The organism is Streptomyces sp. ICBB 8177, from assembly GCF_003144095.1.
Classification (GTDB): Bacteria; Actinomycetota; Actinomycetes; order Streptomycetales; family Streptomycetaceae; genus Streptantibioticus_D.
Window position 1 is genome coordinate 310,997 of sequence record NZ_NSKH01000024.1, and the last position, 17,375, is coordinate 328,371.

Below are 17,375 nucleotides of genomic sequence, written 5' to 3' on the forward strand. Positions count from 1 at the left end.
GGGCCTGACGCCTGACGCCGCGTCCAGGCCACCGGGCCTGACGCCTGGCACCGCGTCCAGGCCACCGGGCCTGACGCCTGGCACCGCGTCCAGGCCACCACACCGCCCGCACCCGCCCCACGCAGGAAACGAGTGATCGCCCATGTCCCCTCGCCGCGCCCACATCGCCATGGTCGGCATCCCCATCGTCAGCCACGTCCTGCCCAGCCTCGCGCTCATCCGTGAACTGGTGGCCCGCGGGCACCGGGTCACCTACGCCAACGACCCGGTCGTGGCCGACCGGATCGAGTCCGCCGGCGCGGAACTGGTGCCGTGCGCCTCGACGTTGCCCGTCGCGGACAACAACTGGCCCGCGGATCCCATCGCCACGGCGAGCCTCTTCCTCGACGACGCCGTCCAGGCGCTCCCACGACTGCGTGCCGCCTACGACGACGACCCGGCCGACCTGTACCTCTACGACATCGGCGCCTATGCCGCGCGCGCCCTCGCCGAAGCGCAGGGCCGTCCCCTCGTACAGCTGTCCCCGACGTTCGTCGCCTGGGACGGCTTCCAGGAGGAAGTCGCGGCGCCGCTGCGGAAGTTGCCCGGCGCCGACGCGTACCGGGACAGATTCGCGCGGTGGCTCGCCGAGTGCGGGGCCTCCACCACGGACGTGGACGCGTTCTGCGGACCGCCCGCCCGGGCGCTCGCCCTGATCCCGCGAGCGATGCAACCGCACGCCGACCGGGTCGACACCGACACGGTGACCTTCGTCGGCCCCTGCTTCGACACCCGGGCGGACCCGGACGGCTGGACCCGCCCGGCGACCGCGGACCGCGTGCTGCTGGTCTCGCTCGGCTCGGCGTACACACGCCAGCCCGAGTTCTACCGCCAGTGCGTCGCCGCCTTCGGCGGCCTGCCCGGCTGGCACGTCGTCCTCCAGATCGGCAAGTACACCGACCCCGGCGAACTCGGCGCCGTCCCGCCCAACGTCGAGGTCCACTCCTGGGTCCCGCAGCGGGCGATCCTGGAACAGGCCGACGCCTTCGTCACCCACGCCGGCATGGGCGGCTGCGGCGAAGGACTCCTCGCCGGGGTTCCCATGATCGCCGTCCCGCAGGGAGCCGAGCAGTTCATGAACGCCGACCAGCTCGTACGACTCGGCGTCGCCCGACGCGTGGACACCGCCGACGCCACCGCCGAGACCCTCCGCGCCGCGCTGGACGACCTGGTCACGGACTCCGAACGTGCCGACCGCTCCCGGCAGTTGCAGGCCGCCGCCCGGGCGGAGGGTGGCACGCGGCGTGCCGCCGACCTCATCGAGGACATCCTGCCCACGCCCGGGGGCCCCACGCGCTGAACACGGCGGCTTCGCCCGAACCCTTGTCACCGGCAACAACCCACGTTGACGAAATCGTTGCCGGAAGCGAAGAGGAGACAAGTGATTCGGGGGGCACGGTCCGTCGGCACCCAGAGACCGCGCCCGTGCCCAACAGCCTGAGGCTGCGGCCTGAGGTCCCTCCTGGCGGTAGTCCATAAGAGGGAGAAAGCCTGCTCAACTCCCGCCATAGACAGATACGTTACCTAATATTCGATCCATGAAGACTCTGTCCGCCATCGGACAACTCTGCCTGTCGGCCGCGGTGAGTGCCACGCTGGTCGCGATGCCGGCCCCCTCCGCGTCGGCCTCCGTGAAGGCCACCACGGCCGCACCCCCGGACGCCTGTCGCACGGTGAAGAAGTACAGCAAGTACAAGCGGCGGTGGATGAAGGCGGAATCCTGCCTGCGGGTCAAGGACGGCAAGCCCACGATGTACTTCTGGGGCGAGTGCCAGATCCAGGGCAAGAACAGCGCCCATTCGTGGCACTACGAGTCCTGCACGGTCAAAGTGATCTACACGCTGAGCAAGGACGGGAAGGAGCTGACCAAAGGGTCGCTCTCGTACGCGTCCATCCCGGACCGCGCGCACGACGCCTACGAGCCTTACGCCTGCCAGGGCCCCGGCACCTACACCCTGCACGCCGAGCAGAACTCCTACGGCACCAACGCCTTCGGCCAGGACGACCCGGCGTACACCGAGGTCACCGTCTCCGCCAACGGCTGCTGACCCGCACCGGTACGACACCACCGCTGTTGCTGGCGACTTCTCCGCAGTTGTTGCTGCCGCTCCCGACGCCGCGCGTCGACAGATGACTCCGCTGAGTTCGTCCTCGACCCGCACGGCTGCAACCCTCTTCTTCCGAATACGTCGCTTGCTTCTACGACACCTAAGGTCGGCGATGGGGGCGGAACGCGGCGGGGGCGGTGGCTACGGCTCACCACTTGGCCGGATGCGCCGACGGCGCGACCACGCGTGCCGTCAGCCGAGTTCGCCCTGCTTCACCGCCGCAATGAACGACGCCCACCCTGCGGGACGGAACGACAACGCCGGCCCGTCAGGGTCCTTACTGTCCCGCACCGGCACCACACCGGAGGCATTGACGGCGACCTCCACGCAGTTGTCGTTGGTGCCGCCGCTGTAGGTCGACTTGCGCCAACGGACAAGCGGTGGCACGCCATCAGCCATTCTTTCGGTACTCCTTTGCCAGCGTTCGGATGAGGGCAAGCGACTCCTCCGGACACATCGCCGCTGCCCTGGCGAAGTCGAACACCGCCTGGCATCGCCGCACCTGATGCGGGTGGTCCAGCAGCTGCCCGTTGAAAACGCCCTCAGCGTACGCCACCGGCGGCGCGTCATCGAAGGTCATCAGCATGAGCGCACCCGACTGAAGCGCGTGGGCGCGGGCTGAGAAGGGGATGACCTGCACGACGACCTTGCGCGCCTCGATCAGGGCGACGAGGTGGTCGAGCTGTTCCGCCATGTCCAGGTCGGAGCCGACCGGCCTGCGCAGCGCGCTTTCGTCAAGGATCTCCCACAACTCCGGTGGTGTTGGCTGCTCGAAGATCTGCCTCCGGGCCATGCGGTTCTGGACGAACTCATCCTCTTCACGTTCTGACTGGAACGGCTGACACGCCCTGAACAGTCCGCGCGCGTAACCCTCCGTCTGCAACAAGCCCGGGATGAGCTGGGCACCGTACTCGCAGATCGTCGTCGCGAGCCCCTGCAGTTCAGCGACGCCGGTGAAGTAGTTCTCCCACGGCTCCCGGTCGATCAGCCGTTTGCACATGCGCTCGAAGATGCCGCCCGCGCCGAGTTCCGTATCGAACCTTCGCGCCAGGTCCAACTGGGGCTTGCGGATCGCTGCTTCGAACTGGCCGATGTACGAACCTGAGCAGAAGACCCGCTGGCCCAGGTCCTGCTGGGTCAGGCCGGCCGTCTCCCGCAGGCGCTTCAGCTCCTCCCCGAAGAAGTCCCATCCGAACTTCGGCTGTCCGGGGCGCCCGTTGGCGGGCGGGTTCGTGCTCATCGGTGAAGTCGCCTCCTCCACAACCTCGTTGTAACGCTCCGTCACCTTCCGCAGCGTAGCGCCGGACAGTCACGCTTTGCGTACGGACAGTGAAAGTCGCAGCGGATTGGGAGCGCGGTCGTGAACGGACAGGGCGAAGGCGGGTACGCGGTGGGGGCCGTCGTGGTCGACACCGTGCGGGAGCGGGTGGGCGTGGTGGTCGGTGAGGACGGGCCGGGGCTGGTGTGCCTGCGGGCGCCGGGCGGTGGGGCCCGGTGGAAGGCGCGGAGCGCCGACGTGTGCGCGGCCGGGCCGATGGACGAGTCGCGGGCCCGGGTGGCCGAGGTCAACGCGTTCCGGACGTGGCGGCGGTGAAGGGAACGCGGATGACGTTGCGGGTCTACCGGGTGACGCGGGACGGCACGCGGATCGAGGTGTCCTCGCGGAGCGTCCGGGTGAGCGATCCGCCCAGCGGCTTCGACTCCCTCCGCTACCCACCCTGCCGCTGCCCCCTCCACCGCTGAATCGCTTGTCACCCCCTTGCCTCCGGCAACAACCCACGTTGACGCAAACGTTGTCGGAAGCAAGGGGGTGACAACTAATTCGCGGAGGGTCGGCTCCCAGGGAGTCGGCCCGGGCGCAGGGCCGCCCAACAGAGGGAGTCGAACGACGGCCGCCGGCCCAGCAACCGGTGCGTGCCGTCCGAGCGGGTGCGCGCGCCCCCCGGTTCGCGAGGCGATCGGAGTGTCCGCCACGCGGTGGAACCCGGCTACGAGCAGGCGGATCGCCGTCGCCGGTGCCCAGGTTGATCGCGGTCGAGGTGACGTCGCCGGTGAGAATGGCGTCGAAGCGTTCGAGCGCCCGCGACGCGGGCCGCCGCCAGGCCCCAGACGTGAACGTACTCGCGGATGCCGGTGCCGTCCGGCGTCGGGTAGTCGTCCCCGGTGATCAGGAACGGCACGCCCTCCTCGTACGCCTCGATCACCCTGCCCAACGCGTGGGTCGGACGCGGCGGTTGCGGGCCGGTGCGCGTCTTCGGGCGGCGAACATCTCCTCGCGGGCCGCCCTGGCGCTGGCGTACGCGCAGTAGCCGACCGGGTCGGGGACGACGATCAGTGCCGCGCAGCGCACGACCGCCGAGGTCCCGGGGCGTGCGGACCACCTGGCGCGACCCGGCGGCGTACGGAGCGACGCCGCCGGGCGGGCGGGCGATCCGGCTCGCGCGGGTGCGGTCAGGCCGCCGGGGGCTCCTCCGCTCCGCCGAAGCGCTCCCGGTAGGACTCCAGGTCCTCCTCCGTGATCTTGGCGAAGAGCACCGGCGGCACCGTGAACGCCGTGCCCGCCGGGACCGCGTCCAGCGCGCGGGCCTGGTCGGCGGTCACCCAGGTCGCGGTGTCGCCGTCCAGCGCGAACGCCGAGCGCATCGCCTTCGCCGAGGCGGGGATGAACGGCTCGGAGACGACCGCGTACAGGTGGATGAGGTTCATCGCGGTGCGCAGGGTGAGCGCCGCCGCGTCCTGGTCGGTCTTGATCTCCAGCCAGGGCGCCTTCTCCTCCAGGTAGGCGTTGCCCGCGCTCCACAGCGCGCGCAGCGACTGCGCGGCCTTGCGGAACTGGAGGGAGTCCATGTGCTCCTCGTACTCCCCGAGCAGCCGGGCGACCTCGTCGCCGAGGCGGCGCTCGGCGTCGCCCGCCGCGTGGCCGGCCGGGACGTCGTCGCCGAAGCGCTTGCGGGAGAAGGAGAGGACGCGGTTGACGAAGTTGCCGAGGGTGTCGGCGAGGTCCTTGTTGACCGAGGAGGAGAACAACTCCCAGGTGAAGCTGGTGTCGTCGGACTCCGGCGCGTTGGCCATCAGGAAGTAGCGCCAGTAGTCGGCGGGCAGCAGTTCCAGCGCGGCGTCGGTGAAGATGCCGCGGCGCTGCGAGGTGGAGAACTTGCCGCCGTAGTAGTTCAGCCAGTTGAAGGCCTTGACGTAGTCGACCTTCTTCCACGGCGCCCGGGTGCCCAGCTGGGTCGCGGGGAACATCACGGTGTGGAACGGGACGTTGTCCTTGGCCATGAACTCGGTGTAGCGCACGGACTCGTCGGCCTCGTACCACCACGACCGCCAGTCGCGGGAAGCCGGTTCGAGGTCGGCCCACTCCTTGGTGGCGCCGATGTACTCGATGGGCGCGTCGAACCAGACGTAGAACACCTTGCCATCCGCGGCCAGTTCGGGCCACTCGTCGGCCGGGACCGGCACGCCCCACTCCAGGTCGCGGGTGATGGCGCGGTCCTGAAGGCCCTCGGTCAGCCACTTGTGGGCGATGGAGGAGGCGAGCGTCGGCCAGTCCTTGCTGCCGTTGCCCGCCAGCCACGCCTCGACCTCGGGCTGGAGCTTGGACTGGAGCAGGAACAGATGCTTGGTCTCGCGCACTTCCAGGCGGCTGCTGCCGCTGACCGCCGAGCGCGGCTCGATCAGGTCGGTCGGGTCGAGCACCCGGGTGCAGTTCTCGCACTGGTCGCCGCGCGCCTTGTCGTAACCGCAGTGCGGGCAGGTGCCGACGATGTAGCGGTCGGGCAGGAAGCGCTCGTCGTCCAGCGAGTAGACCTGGCGGATCGCGCGCTCCTCGATGAACCCGTTGCGGTTCAGCTCACGGGCGAACTCCTGGGTGATCTCCCGGTTCTGCCGCGAGGAGCTGCGGCCGAAGTAGTCGAAGGAGAGCGCGAAGCCGTCGTAGATCGCCTTCTGCGCCTCGTGCTGCTGGGCGCAGAAGGCGGCGACCGGCAGGCCCGCGTCCTTGGCGGCCAGCTCGGCCGGGGTGCCGTGCTCGTCGGTGGCGCAGATGTAGAGGACTTCTTCGCCGCGCTGCCGCAGGTAGCGTGCGTAGACGTCGGCGGGGAGCATGGACCCGACCATGTTGCCCAGGTGCTTGATGCCATTGATGTACGGCAGGGCGCTGGTGATCAGCTGTCGGGCCATTGCTTGGTGCTCCCAAGTCGCTACTGAGCGTGAGGATTTCGTCTACGGAATGTAGACATGGTATCGGACCAACCGTTGCCGCCCGCCGGGTGTTTCACGGGGCGGACGGCGCGGTGGAACAGCCCTCGCCCGGCCGCGACCAGCACGGCGGGGCGGTCACGGCTCAGCCCAGCAGGCGTTCCAGGACGGCCGCGATGCCGTCCTCCTCGTTCGACGCGGTCACCTCGTCGGCGACCGCCTTGAGCGCCTCGTGCGCGTTGGCCATGGCGACGCCGTGCGCCGCCCAGCCGAGCATCGGGATGTCGTTGGGCATGTCCCCGAACGCGATGGTCCCCGCCGCCGTGACGCCCAGCCTGCGGGCGGCCAGCGACAGTCCGGTCGCCTTCGACAGGCCCAGCGGCAGCAGCTCCACCAGGCCCGCGCCCGCCATGACCACGCCGACCAGGCCGCCGACGGCCGCGGCGGCCGCCTCCGCGAGGGCGTCGTCGTCCAGCCCCGGGCACTGGATGAAGACCTTGCTGATCGGCTCCGCCAGCAGTTCCGCGATGTCGCTCACCTCGACGGCGGGCAGCTCGGGGACGAACCGGTAGCCCGGGCCGACCAGGAACGCCCCGTCGAGCCCGTCGCGCACCGCGGCGACCGCCAACGGCCCGGTCGCCGCCTCGATCTTGGCCAGCGCGGCCGCCGCGGTGCGCCGGTCCAGCGTCACCGAGGTCAGCAGCGTGCGCGAGCCGGCGTCGTAGACCTGGGCTCCTTGCGCGCACACCGCGAGCCCCCGGTAACCGAGGGCCTCGAAGACGTGGGCGGTACGGGAGACCGGGCGGCCGGTGACGATGATGTGCGCGGCGCCCGCCGCGGTGACCGCGGCGAGCGCCCGGCGCGAACGCTCCGAGACCGTGTGGTCGGCCCGCAGCAGCGTGCCGTCCAGATCGGTGGCGACCAGCCGGTACGGGAAGGAGCGCGCGTCGGCCGTCACTTGGTGACCGGCTCCAGGACGTCACGGCCGCCCAGGTAGGGGCGCAGCACCTCGGGCACGAGCACCGAGCCGTCCGCCTGCTGGTGGTTCTCCAGCACCGCGACGATGGTGCGGGCCAGGGCGCACAGGGTGCCGTTGAGGGTGGCGAGCGGGCGGGTGGCCTGCTTGCCGTCGCGCTCCTCGCGCACCCGGACCGAAAGGCGGCGGGCCTGGAACTCGTTGCAGTTCGAGGCCGAGGTCAGCTCGCGGTACTTGCCCTGGGTCGGGATCCACGCCTCGCAGTCGAACTTGCGCGAGGCCGAGGCGCCCAGGTCGCCGGTGGCCACGTCGATCACCTGGAACGGCAGACCGAGCGCGGACAGCCACTGCTTCTCCCAGGCCAGCAGCCGCTGGTGCTCCGCCTCGGCGTCCTCCGGCAGGACGTAGGAGAACATCTCCACCTTCTCGAACTGGTGGACCCGGAAGATGCCGCGGGTGTCCTTGCCGTACGTGCCCGCCTCACGGCGGAAGCAGGAGGAGAACCCGGCGTAGCGCAGCGGGAGTTGGCGGGCGTCGAGGATCTCGTCCATGTGGTACGCGGCGAGCGGGACCTCGGAGGTGCCGACCAGGTACAGGTCGTCCTTCTCCAGGTGGTAGACGTTCTCCGCGGCCTGGCCGAGGAAGCCGGTACCCTCCATCGCGCGCGGCTTGACCAGGGCGGGGGTGAGCACCGGGGTGAAGCCCGCCTCGGTGGCCTGCGCGATCGCCGCGTTGACCAGGGCCAGCTCCAGCAGGGCGCCGACGCCGGTCAGGTAGTAGAAGCGCGAGCCGGAGACCTTCGCGCCGCGCTCCATGTCGATCGCGCCGAGCCCCTGGCCGATCTCCAGGTGGTCCTTGGGCTCGAAGCCCTCGGCGGCGAAGTCGCGCGGGGTGCCGATCGTCTCCAGGACCGTGAAGTCCTCCTCGCCGCCGACGGGGACGTCGGGGTGGACGACGTTGCCGAGCGCGAGCAGCAGGCGCTGGGCCTCGGCGGCCGCCTCGTCCTGCTCGGCGTCGGCCGCCTTGACCTCGGCGGCCAGCTCGGAGGCGCGCTGGAGCAGCTCGGCCTTCTCGTCGCCGGTGGCCTTGGGGATGCGCTTGCCGAGGGTCTTCTGCTCGGCGCGCAGCTGGTCGAAGCGGGTGCCGGAGGACCTGCGCCGCTCGTCGGCGGAGAGCAGGGCGTCGACGAGGCCGACGTCCTCTCCACGGGCACGCTGGGAGGCGCGCACACGGTCGGGGTCCTCACGGAGCAGGCGAAGGTCAATCACGGTGACAGGCTACCGGGCGAGGGGTGAGGCACGCGACAAGTTAAGTCGCCTATGAGGCGTTTTGCCGGTTTTGACAATCGGGTCGGAAAAGGCCGGATCGGCGGGAATGGGCGACGGTCAACCGAATTCCGCCCGTCCCCCTATGGTGTCATCTCCCGTACGGGAGACGGGAGTTGGGGTGGCGGAACGGCGGAGTTATCCACAGGGGCTGGGGATTGTGCATTCGTTGTCCACAGGGTGTGTGTACGGACTGTGGATGTCGGAATCGATCATTCCGCGAAAGGGGAAGTGCGGGACCAATGATTCCCGGCTCCAACGTGCTTGACACTCACTTTCGGGTGAGATGTGTTCCCTCGGTGGGGTGGGGTGAGCGATTTGGGGTGACGGAGGCGGTCTTGCGGACGTGTGGGGTGGGCTGCGCAGATTGGGGCGGTTTGTCGACTGAGCGACCACGAGGCGGCTTGGCGTCATGTCGACTTGTCCCCAGGGTCGGCGTGGCCTGTGGATAACCCGGTGGACAACGGGGCCGGCGCACGAGGTTGACGCGGAGGTTTGAAGGCGGGGGTTTAAGGCGCGAGGTTTGGCGGCGGGGAGCGGGCAAGCTGAAGGCTTCCGTGGGTGGCCGCGATCGGGGGCGCCGCCCCGGGGGTCAGATACGGCCGTCCAGCGCGCGGCTCAGCCAGTCCGCGGCCTCGGTGAACTCCGCGTCCGTCGTCCCCGGACGCACCTGCGGACGGATCTCGTCGGCCCGCGGATAGGAGCCGAGGAACCGCACCTTCGGGCAGATCCGCTTCAGCCCCATCAGCGCCTCGCCGACCCGGCGGTCGGTGATGTGGCCCTCCGCGTCGACGGAGAAGCAGTAACGGCCCAGGCCGCCGCCGGTCGGGCGGGACTCGATGCGCATCAGGTTCACCCCGCGCACGGCGAACTCCTGGAGCAGTTCCAGCAGCGCTCCGGGGTGGTCGTCGCCCAGCCAGACGACCGCCGAGGTCTTGTCGGCCCCGGTGGGCGCTGCGGGCCGCCCGGGCGGACCGACCAGCACGAAGCGGGTCTGGGCGTTCGCGGTGTCGTGGATCTCGGACACCAGCGGCTCCAGGCCGTAGCGCGCGGCGGCGAACTCGCCCGCGAAGGCACCGTCGTAGCGGCCCTCCTGCACCTGCCGGGCGCCGTCCGCGTTGGACGCGGAGGACTCCCACACCGCGTCCGGCAGGTGGGCGGCGAGCCAGTTGCGCACCTGGGGCTGGGCGACGGGGTGACCGGTGACGGTCTTGACGTCGGCCAGCGCGGTTCCCGGCCTGACCAGCAGCGCGAAGGCGATGGGCAGCAGCACCTCGCGGTAGATCATCAGGGGCGCGCCGGTGGCCAGTTCGTCCAGGGTGGCGTTGACCCCGCCCTCGACGGAGTTCTCGATGGCGGCGAACGCGCCGGCGGCCTCGCCGCCCCGCACGGCGTCGAAGGCGGCGGGCACGGAGACCATCGGGACCAGTTCCCGCGTCCCGGACTCGGGCAGAGTCCGCAGGGCGGCCTCCGTGAAGGTCCCCTCGGGGCCGAGGTACGTGTAGCGGGAGGCGGACGAGGGCGTCATACCGCCACCTTACGCATGGCCGGGCGGATGGCGCGGGGTGGTTGCAGCGCACGGGGGATCTTTGACCGTGCCCGCGCCCCCGCCCGCCCCCTCCCGGTACCCGCGCACGCGGTCGGGCCGGTCAGGACTCCAGCAACCGCTGGCCCACGTACTCGCCGGAGGACGGGCCCCCCGGGACCGCGAACAGCGCGCTGGACTCGTGGCGGATGAAGCGGGACAGGCCGTCGCCGCCGTCCAGTTTCGACTGCACCTTGATGAAGCCGTTCGACGGATCCGCCTGCCAGGCGATGAACAGCAGCCCCGCGTCCGGCGTCCCGTCCGCGTCGTAGCCGTCGTGGTACGAGAAGCCGCGCCGCAGCATCGCGGCGCCCCCGTTGGACTGCGCCGCCGCCACCCGGATGTGCGCGTCGCCGGGGACCGCCAGCGAACCGTCCGGGTTGATCTTGTCCAGGTCGACCGGCGTGGTCTCGGTCCCGCCCGACAGCGGGGCGCCCGACGCCTTGCGCCGGCCGATGACCTCCTCCTGCCGCTGCGTGGGCAGCTGGTCCCAGGAGTCCAGCAGCATCCGGATCCGCCGCACCACCGCGTAGGAGCCGCCGTTCATCCACGCGTCGGCGCCCTTCGACCCGGGCACGAAGACCTGCGCGGCGAAGGTCTTGTCGGTGGGCTTGGGGTTGTTGGTGCCGTCGATCTGCCCCATCAGGTTGCGCACCGTCTTCGGTTTCGCGGTGGCGCCCGGGGTGCGGTTGAAGCCGTTCATCTGCCAGCGCAGCCTGGCCGCCGGGGCCGCCTGCCGTTGCAGGACGCGCAGCGCGTGGAAGGCGACCAGCCCGTCGTCGGCGCCGATCTGGATCCACAGGTCGCCGTCGCTGTTCGCCCGGTCGATGGCGTCCTGCGTGAACGACGGCATCGTCACCAGCGCCGAAGGCACCCGGTCGGCCAGTCCCGCCTTGCCGAAGAAGGACCGCCCGAATCCGAAGGTCACCGTCAGGGAGCAGGGCCCGGCGTCCAGCGCGACCTGGTCGTCGTCGTCCGGCGTGCGGCCCGCCGTCATCGCCTCCGCCGCCCGCGACCAGCGCCGCATCAGCGCGACCGCCTCCTTGCGGCCCGCCCCGGCGACCAGGTCGAACGCGGCGAGGTGGCCGAACGCCTGCGCGGGGTCGACGATCCCGGCCTGATGGGTCCCGTGGAACGGGACCGCGCTCGCGCCGACCGAGGTCAGTGCCGCGCCGTCGTCGGCCCGCGCCGCGTAGCCGCCGAAGGCGCCGCCCGCACCGCCGACCACCAGACCGGCCGCCCCCGTCGCACCGGCGGTGCCCAGCAGCCGCCTGCGCGAGATGCCCGGCCTGTCCCCGCCGGTCCGGGGTGACCGCTGCTGCTTCTTCTCGTTCTTCTCGCTCTTCGCGCTCTTCATCAGTCGATCGCCACATTCCTGGTCACGGTGACCTCGTCGATGGCCGAGGTGCGTACGGTCACGGCGAGCTGCCACTGGCCGGGCATCGGCAGCTGGAGCCCCACCGCGGTCCACGCGCCGGTGCCGGTCTGCCGGAGCTTGACCGGCAGCGGCCCGATGCCGCGCGAGGTCAGGGTCAGGGCGAGGTCCACCTCGGGCACGTTCTCCGGATTGCCGACCGGGTCGGTGACGGTGAGGTGGAGTTCGTTGCTGCCGGTGCGGGCCGGTTCGATGTGCACGCCCACGTCGCCCTTGCCCTTCACGCCGCCGGTGTCGAAGGGGAGCTGGGCGAAGACCTGGCCGCCGTTGGACGGCACGGCCCGGCTCGCGCCACCGGCGGCCGCGGCCTGCTCCTCGATCGCCCGGCCGGGCTGGCTGCCGCTCAGCACGGTGCTGACGGCGAGCACGGCCACGGCGACGGACGCCTCCAGCAGGACGGAACGGCGCAGGCCGGCGCGGGCCGGGTCGGCGTCGCGCCGCCTACGGGCCGCGGCCGAGGCCACCGCGGCGTTCTGGCGCGCGAGTTGGGCGGCCCGCACGGGATCGGCGGCGGGGGTCGCGGGCCCGGCGGCGCCCGCGAGCGCCTTCGCGGCCTTCGGCTTCGCGGCCTTCGGCTTCGAGGGCCTCGCGGACGACGACTTCGCGGACGACGCCGACGGCTCGTACGCCTCCGCCGCCTCCGTCTGCGCGCGCGCCGCCAGCCGTCCGGTCCACCGCCGCGAGAAGCCCGCCGCCGCGACCATGACCGCGACCAGCGACACCTTGATGATCAGCCAGTGCCCGTACGACGTGCCGAACAGCGCGTGCCAGGAGCCGACCTGCCGCCAGGACTGGTAGACGCCCGTCGCCACCAGCACGCACACGCACCCGAAGGCGATCCGGGAGAAGCGCCGGACCGCGGCCCTGTCGACCACGGCGCCCCCGGCCCCCGCGCGGTACAGCGCCACGCTCAACGTGACGAGGCCGCCCACCCAGAAGGCCATCGCGATCAGATGGGCGACGTCCAGCGGCATGGCCAGCGCGGGCTGGATGCCCACCGAGGCGTGCTCGACCGCCGACCAGGTGGCCGCGATCCCGACCGCGACCACCGCGCCGCCCGCGCCGAGCCCGAAGGCCAGGTCACGCCGCTCCCGCGGGTCCTGGCGGCGCGCGTACGGCCCGAAGAGCACCGCCAGGAACACCGCAGCCGCGGCCAGCAGGAGCAGCCGGACGACCAGCGCGGCGCCCTCCTTGGTCTCCACCGACGAGCGCAGCGCGCCCAGGTCGAAGATCCCGCCGAGCCCGCCGCCGTTGACGTAGGGGGCGCGCAGCAGTAGCAACGCGATCGTGGCCACCGCGAGCGCCGCCCAGCCGCCGACCGCCAGCCGCTGCATGGCCCGCAGCCCGGCGCCGCGCGGCCAGCACAGCGTCAGGAACGCGCAGGCGCCGACCAGCAGGGCGAAGCCCGCGTACGCCACGTAGCGCGCGATCCCGTACAGCGCGCCGGCCGGGCCGCCGCCCGCCCGCTGTTCCTCGGGGATCGCCGAGGTCTTCGACGGCGCGCCGATGGAGAACGTCCAGGCGCCGCCGACGGGATGGGTGTCCGCCGAGACCGCCTTCCACGCCACGGTGTACGTGCCGTCGCGCAGCCCGGAGCGCAGGGCCACGGTCGCCGTGTCGGGCGCGCTGCCCGCGTGGTGCGCGGTGCCGCGCTGCACCTGCTTGCCGGACGGGTCGTAGACGATCAGCGAGTCGTCGGACAGCAGGACGCCCTCGGAGAAGCCCAGAGTGATGCTCGCCGGGGCGGTCCTGACCACCGAACCCTCGGCCGGGTCGGATCTCAGCAGCGCGGCGTGCGCGGAGGCGGGCACCGCGGCGCCCAGCACCAGCGCGGCCAGGGCGCCCGCCACCAGCAGCAGGCGCCGCAGCGGCGCCCACGCCCGGATACCGGTGAACCCGTTGGCGGCCATCGGCTCAGCCCTTCGGCCGGTACGTCGCGGGCTCCACGGGAACACGCACGGCCATCGGGGCGGACTTGGCGAAGTGCAGCTCGAAGGTGACGGACTGACCCGCGGTCGGCTTGTGCTTGAGGCCCATCAGCATCAGGTGGTTGCCGCCGGTGCTCAGGGTGAGCCTGCCCTTCGCCGGTATCGGCAGGGACGTCACGCCCTGCATCTCGTCGGCGGAGGTGGTCCGCATCAGGGTGACGCTGGAGGCCGCGTCGCTGGTCACGGAGGTGAGCGCGTCGTCGGCGCCGCCGGTGTTGGTCACCGTGAAGTAGCCGGCCGCCATGTCCGCCATCGGCGGCTGGGGAACGTAGCCCCCGCTGACGGCGAGCTTGGGCACGGCGTCGGCGCTCGCGGGGCCGCCGCAGGCGCTCAGCGCGAGGGCGCAGACGGCACTGCCGGCGACGGCGGTGGCGAGCGCGGGCCTCGTGCGGCGGCGGGGGCGCTGTCCCGGCCGGTGCTCGGGCTGCTGCTTCACGACGGCACACCGCCCTTCACCAGCGCCTTGAGGCCCTGCTCGTAGTCGCTGACGCTGACGCCGGAGGTGTAGAGGAAGTGCGCCTTGTCGTCCTTGGGGGAGAAGGCGAAGACCTCCGCGCCGTGCGTGACGGCGTAGCTGCCGTCCTTCTGCCTGACCGGCTTCTCGACCGCCACGCCCAGCCTGCGGGCGGCGGCCTGGACGGTGGTGAAGTCGCCGGTCAGCCCGATGAAGCTCGGGTCCTGCGCGCCGAGCCACGCCTTCAGGCGCTGCGGGGTGTCGCGGGTCGGGTCGGTGCTGACGAAGACCACCTGGACCTGGGCCTGCTCGGCCTTGGGCAGGCTTCGCTTGGCCTCGGCGATGTCGGACATCGTGGTCGGGCAGACGTCGGGGCAGTGGGTGTAGCCGAAGTAGAGCAGGGTCGGCTTGCCCGCGGTCTGCTTGGCGAAGTCGTACGACGTGCCGTCGGAGTCGGTCAGCGTCAGGTTCGGCTTGGCGAAGGGCTGGTCGAGGCTGACGGCCGCCGAGGTGGCGGACGCCGAGACCTGGGCCACCGGCTGGCCGGCGTCGTTCGAACCACCGCACGCGGTCAGCGTGAGCGCGGCGGCGGCCACCAGCGCGGCACCGGCGGCCAGCCGCGGCGCGCGGGCGGTGGAGCGGGCCCTGCGGGAGAGGGGGCGGATGGCGAGGGAGCGAACTTCACGGGAGGTGGAGCGGGTCCCGCGGGAGACGGAGCGAGAAGAGAGCATCAGATGTTTCCCCAGGTGGGAGGCTTCGGGAGGCCGGTCCGCGTGAGCGTCGCACGGCGGGTGTCCCCGCGGGAGGCGAGGCGCTCGCGCGGACCGGATCGGCCGACGGAGGGTCAGGCGGCGCTACCGGCCCGCCTGACCCTCGGCGGCGTCAGGCGGTGGTACCGGCGCCGGAGTCCGGGCCCGCGCCGCCGCGCCGGCGTCCGGCGAGGACCCCGTACCCGACGCCCGCCGCGCCCAGCACGATGCCCACGACGGCCAGCGCGCGGGCGGTGTCGTCGCTGCCGCCGGACCCCGAGTCCTGCTTGGCGGCGCTGCTCTGCGCGGCCGGTGCGGTGGCGGCCGCGTCGGACTGCGCGGCGGTCAGGGTCAGCGTCGGCGCCGGGTGCGCCGGTTCCGCCTGGCCCGCCTGCGGGCGGTCGATCCAGCGCACGACCTGGTCGGTGCCGTAGGTCTGCAACGCCTTGAAGGTGAGCTTGCCGGTGTTCGTCGGCAGCGGCCCGAGGGCGACCGGGAACTGCTGGAACTCGCCCGGCTTGATCGCGCCACCGCTCCAGGTGATCGACGACACCGCCTCGGTGACCTGACCGTCGTCGGTGGTGATCGGCTTGGCCAGCTTGGTCTTGGTGACCGTGGCCGTCCAGCCCGGCACCGGCTGGACCTCCACCGAGGCCAGCGGCTCGTCGGCGGGGAAGAACACCTGGAGCTTGGTGGTGTCGGCGTTGTCCTCCTCGTTCGGGACCTTGAACGCCACGGTGCTGTAGCTGCCCTTGGGCGCGGTCGTCGGCGAGACGGTCACGTGGGCGAACGCGGGCGCGGCGACCAGCAGGACGGTGGCGCCGGTGGCCGCGGCGACGGCGGACAGGCGCTTGAACGCGCGGGTGCGCGGAATGCTCATGGGGAACGGACTCCACGGGTCGTGGGTGACGGGTTTCCTGGATGGCACGAGGGCGCGCGGCGAGTGCGGCGGCCGGTCCCCAGGACGTACGTCGTCACTCGCACCGATCGGGTGGAGTACGGGTCCGCGGGCGGCTGCGCTCAGGCCGCGAGGGCCACGGCGGGCGGTCCGCGCCGGATCACCGTGTGCTGGAGCCCCGCGGAGCGCGCGCGGCGGGGGGCGTCCCCGGTGGCGCGGGCGCGCGTGGCCCGGCGTTCCGCGAACAGGCACGCGAGCAGCACGGCCAGCGCGGCCGCGGCGGCGAACGCGTCGCGCAGCCGGGGCAGCGCGGCCCGCGCCCCGGCGGCACCGGAGGCGGCCAGCCGCACCAGGCGCCACAGCGCGGCCTCACCGCGCCGCAGCACCCAGCCGGCTATGACGGCGGCGGCCAGGTGGCCCAGCAGCATCGACGGCGTCCACATCCCGCACGCGAAGTGCGCGCCCGAACCTCCGGACGCCACCGACATCCACGGCATACCGGGCATGGCCGGGGGCGAGGGGAGCGCGGGCGCCGACGCCGGGTCGATCCCCGCCTGCCGCAGCAGCCGGGCCGCGTCACCGGGCGTGAGCCGCAGCCCCTGCGCGTGGCAGACCAACCGCACGGCCAGCGCCATCACCCGCTGCGACTGGCCCCCGCCCGCGCCGCCCGCGTTCGAGGCGCTCGCGGCGCACCACTGGCCGGCGCTGAAGAGCATGTGCAACGCCAGCTCGCCGACGAGCAGCAGCGCCGCGATCCCGGGCAGCGAGCGTTCCCGTCCGGCCAGCGAGGCGGCCACGGCGAACACCGCGGCCCAGCCGGCGAGCAGGGTCCACAGCGGTATCGGCCCGCCGGAGGCCATCGCGTGCCCGGCCGCGGACAGCGTGACGCAGACCGCGGCGAACACCGCGGCCCTCATCAGTCGCAGATCGGCGGCGGCGCGCGAGGGGGCAGACATGGCGGGCGTCATCATCCCACCCGCCTCCGGTCCCCCTTACGGCAGGGTGCCCGGCTCGCGCGGGTGCGCGTGCGGTGTCCCTTTACTCCCGTACGCCGGGCCCACGCATCCGCCGAATGAGCGGCATCCCGTCAACACCACGCTTACCGGGTGGCCTTCGCGGCAATACGTAACCGTATGTCGAGCCTGGGTCGGGAGGCTGGAGCATGAGCATCTGGTGGTCTCTGCACTTGCGGCGCGAGGCCGCGAGCGTGCCGCTCGCCCGCCGACTGCTGCTGGGCACCATGGAGACCGCGGGCGTCGACCCCGACATCTCCTACGACCTGTGCGTCGCCCTGTCCGAGGCGTGTGCCAACGCCGTGGAGCACGCGGGGACGAGCGGCGGCGACTACCGCGTCACCGCGCACATCGAGGGCGACCGCTGCCGCATCGAGGTGACCGACTCCGGCCCCGGGTTCACCCCCGGCCTGGAGCGGCGTCCGGTGCGGGCGCTGCCCAGCAGGCCCCAGCAGGCCGAGCACGGCCGCGGGATGTTCCTCATCGAGGCGCTCGTGGACCACGTGCAGTTCCAGAACCGGCCGGGGCGCGGGGCGGTCGTGAGCTTCGACAAGGTCCTCAAGTGGCGCGACGGGGCGCTGCTGAAGGCGTCCTGACGCGCGGCG

16 protein-coding genes are annotated in these 17,375 nt (G+C 72.2%); 4 read left to right on the plus strand and 12 right to left on the minus strand.

Annotated elements, in window-relative coordinates; genetic code table 11:
* The first annotated feature begins 142 nt into the window (after positions 1 to 142).
* Positions 143 to 1,339 (plus strand): macrolide family glycosyltransferase, encoded by a 1,197-nt coding sequence (locus CK485_RS27690; RefSeq protein WP_241968646.1) that lies wholly within the window; start codon positions 143 to 145, stop codon positions 1,337 to 1,339.
* Positions 1,340 to 1,577: 238 nt separating this feature from the next.
* Positions 1,578 to 2,087 (plus strand): hypothetical protein, encoded by a 510-nt coding sequence (locus tag CK485_RS27695; protein ID WP_109454656.1) that lies wholly within the window; start codon positions 1,578 to 1,580, stop codon positions 2,085 to 2,087.
* Positions 2,088 to 2,339: 252 nt separating this feature from the next.
* On the opposite strand, the gene CK485_RS27700 is transcribed toward CK485_RS27695, so the two are convergent.
* Both CK485_RS27700 and CK485_RS27705 read right to left on the minus strand, forming a co-directional pair.
* Complete coding sequence (locus CK485_RS27700; protein ID WP_109454657.1) at positions 2,340 to 2,546, minus strand: DUF397 domain-containing protein; 207 nt, start codon at positions 2,544 to 2,546, stop codon at positions 2,340 to 2,342.
* Positions 2,539 to 3,432 (minus strand): helix-turn-helix transcriptional regulator, encoded by an 894-nt coding sequence (locus CK485_RS27705; RefSeq protein ID WP_241968647.1) that lies wholly within the window; start codon positions 3,430 to 3,432, stop codon positions 2,539 to 2,541. Before CK485_RS27705 ends, CK485_RS27700 begins: the two co-directional genes overlap by 8 nt.
* A 75-nt stretch (positions 3,433 to 3,507) precedes the next feature.
* Between CK485_RS27705 and CK485_RS27710 the strand changes: the two genes are divergently transcribed.
* Positions 3,508 to 3,741 carry a hypothetical protein gene (locus CK485_RS27710; protein ID WP_109454659.1) on the plus strand — a complete coding sequence of 78 codons (234 nt, stop codon included), beginning with the start codon at positions 3,508 to 3,510 and terminating at the stop codon, positions 3,739 to 3,741.
* A gap of 857 nt (positions 3,742 to 4,598) precedes the next feature.
* On the opposite strand, the gene metG is transcribed toward CK485_RS27710, so the two are convergent.
* From metG to CK485_RS27760, 10 genes are all read right to left on the minus strand, one after another.
* Positions 4,599 to 6,329, minus strand: a complete 1,731-nt coding sequence (metG, locus tag CK485_RS27715) for a methionine--tRNA ligase (protein ID WP_109454660.1) — start codon at positions 6,327 to 6,329, stop codon at positions 4,599 to 4,601.
* A 163-nt stretch (positions 6,330 to 6,492) separates the two neighbouring features.
* Positions 6,493 to 7,305 carry a Cof-type HAD-IIB family hydrolase gene (locus tag CK485_RS27720; RefSeq protein WP_109454661.1) on the minus strand — a complete coding sequence of 271 codons (813 nt, stop codon included), beginning with the start codon at positions 7,303 to 7,305 and terminating at the stop codon, positions 6,493 to 6,495.
* On the minus strand, positions 7,302 to 8,591 hold the full coding sequence (gene serS, locus CK485_RS27725) for a serine--tRNA ligase (RefSeq protein ID WP_109454662.1): 1,290 nt from the start codon (positions 8,589 to 8,591) through the stop codon (positions 7,302 to 7,304). Before serS ends, CK485_RS27720 begins: the two co-directional genes overlap by 4 nt.
* Positions 8,592 to 9,240: 649 nt before the next feature.
* Positions 9,241 to 10,176, minus strand: a complete 936-nt coding sequence (pheA, locus tag CK485_RS27730) for a prephenate dehydratase (protein ID WP_109454663.1) — start codon at positions 10,174 to 10,176, stop codon at positions 9,241 to 9,243.
* 121 nt (positions 10,177 to 10,297) lie between these two features.
* Complete coding sequence (gene efeB, locus CK485_RS27735) at positions 10,298 to 11,590, minus strand: iron uptake transporter deferrochelatase/peroxidase subunit (RefSeq protein ID WP_109454664.1); 1,293 nt, start codon at positions 11,588 to 11,590, stop codon at positions 10,298 to 10,300.
* On the minus strand, positions 11,590 to 13,578 hold the full coding sequence (locus tag CK485_RS27740; RefSeq protein ID WP_109454665.1) for a copper resistance protein CopC: 1,989 nt from the start codon (positions 13,576 to 13,578) through the stop codon (positions 11,590 to 11,592). The genes efeB and CK485_RS27740 overlap by 1 nt, the downstream gene beginning before the upstream one ends.
* A gap of 4 nt (positions 13,579 to 13,582) precedes the next feature.
* Positions 13,583 to 14,092 (minus strand): copper chaperone PCu(A)C, encoded by a 510-nt coding sequence (locus CK485_RS27745; protein WP_109454666.1) that lies wholly within the window; start codon positions 14,090 to 14,092, stop codon positions 13,583 to 13,585.
* The gene (locus CK485_RS27750) at positions 14,089 to 14,841 is read right to left on the minus strand and encodes an SCO family protein (RefSeq protein ID WP_109454667.1); all 753 of its coding nucleotides are present in this window, start codon (positions 14,839 to 14,841) and stop codon (positions 14,089 to 14,091) included. Before CK485_RS27750 ends, CK485_RS27745 begins: the two co-directional genes overlap by 4 nt.
* 151 nt (positions 14,842 to 14,992) lie before the next feature.
* A complete protein-coding gene (locus CK485_RS27755; protein ID WP_109454668.1) occupies positions 14,993 to 15,739 on the minus strand; it encodes a YcnI family protein in 747 nt (248 codons plus the stop codon).
* A gap of 140 nt (positions 15,740 to 15,879) precedes the next feature.
* Positions 15,880 to 16,713 (minus strand): hypothetical protein, encoded by an 834-nt coding sequence (locus CK485_RS27760; RefSeq protein ID WP_241968648.1) that lies wholly within the window; start codon positions 16,711 to 16,713, stop codon positions 15,880 to 15,882.
* A 206-nt stretch (positions 16,714 to 16,919) separates the two neighbouring features.
* On the opposite strand from CK485_RS27760, the gene CK485_RS27765 reads away from it, so the two are divergent.
* Positions 16,920 to 17,366, plus strand: coding sequence for an ATP-binding protein (locus CK485_RS27765; RefSeq protein ID WP_109454670.1), 447 nt, complete (start codon positions 16,920 to 16,922; stop codon positions 17,364 to 17,366).
* The last annotated feature ends 9 nt before the right edge of the window (positions 17,367 to 17,375 follow it).

What these genes read in the sequence shown, in the direction of transcription:
- CK485_RS27690 (WP_241968646.1), top strand. Translation starts at nt 143, where the DNA reads ATGTCCCCTCGCCGCGCCCACATCGCCATGGTCGGCATCCCCATCGTC.
- CK485_RS27695 (WP_109454656.1), top strand. Translation starts at nt 1,578, where the DNA reads ATGAAGACTCTGTCCGCCATCGGACAACTCTGCCTGTCGGCCGCGGTG.
- CK485_RS27700 (WP_109454657.1), bottom strand. Translation starts at nt 2,546, where the DNA reads ATGGCTGATGGCGTGCCACCGCTTGTCCGTTGGCGCAAGTCGACCTAC.
- metG (WP_109454660.1), bottom strand. Translation starts at nt 6,329, where the DNA reads ATGGCCCGACAGCTGATCACCAGCGCCCTGCCGTACATCAATGGCATC.
- pheA (WP_109454663.1), bottom strand. Translation starts at nt 10,176, where the DNA reads ATGACGCCCTCGTCCGCCTCCCGCTACACGTACCTCGGCCCCGAGGGG.
- efeB (WP_109454664.1), bottom strand. Translation starts at nt 11,590, where the DNA reads ATGAAGAGCGCGAAGAGCGAGAAGAACGAGAAGAAGCAGCAGCGGTCA.
- CK485_RS27740 (WP_109454665.1), bottom strand. Translation starts at nt 13,578, where the DNA reads ATGGCCGCCAACGGGTTCACCGGTATCCGGGCGTGGGCGCCGCTGCGG.
- CK485_RS27750 (WP_109454667.1), bottom strand. Translation starts at nt 14,841, where the DNA reads ATGCTCTCTTCTCGCTCCGTCTCCCGCGGGACCCGCTCCACCTCCCGT.
- CK485_RS27755 (WP_109454668.1), bottom strand. Translation starts at nt 15,739, where the DNA reads ATGAGCATTCCGCGCACCCGCGCGTTCAAGCGCCTGTCCGCCGTCGCC.
- CK485_RS27760 (WP_241968648.1), bottom strand. Translation starts at nt 16,713, where the DNA reads ATGTCTGCCCCCTCGCGCGCCGCCGCCGATCTGCGACTGATGAGGGCC.
- CK485_RS27765 (WP_109454670.1), top strand. Translation starts at nt 16,920, where the DNA reads ATGAGCATCTGGTGGTCTCTGCACTTGCGGCGCGAGGCCGCGAGCGTG.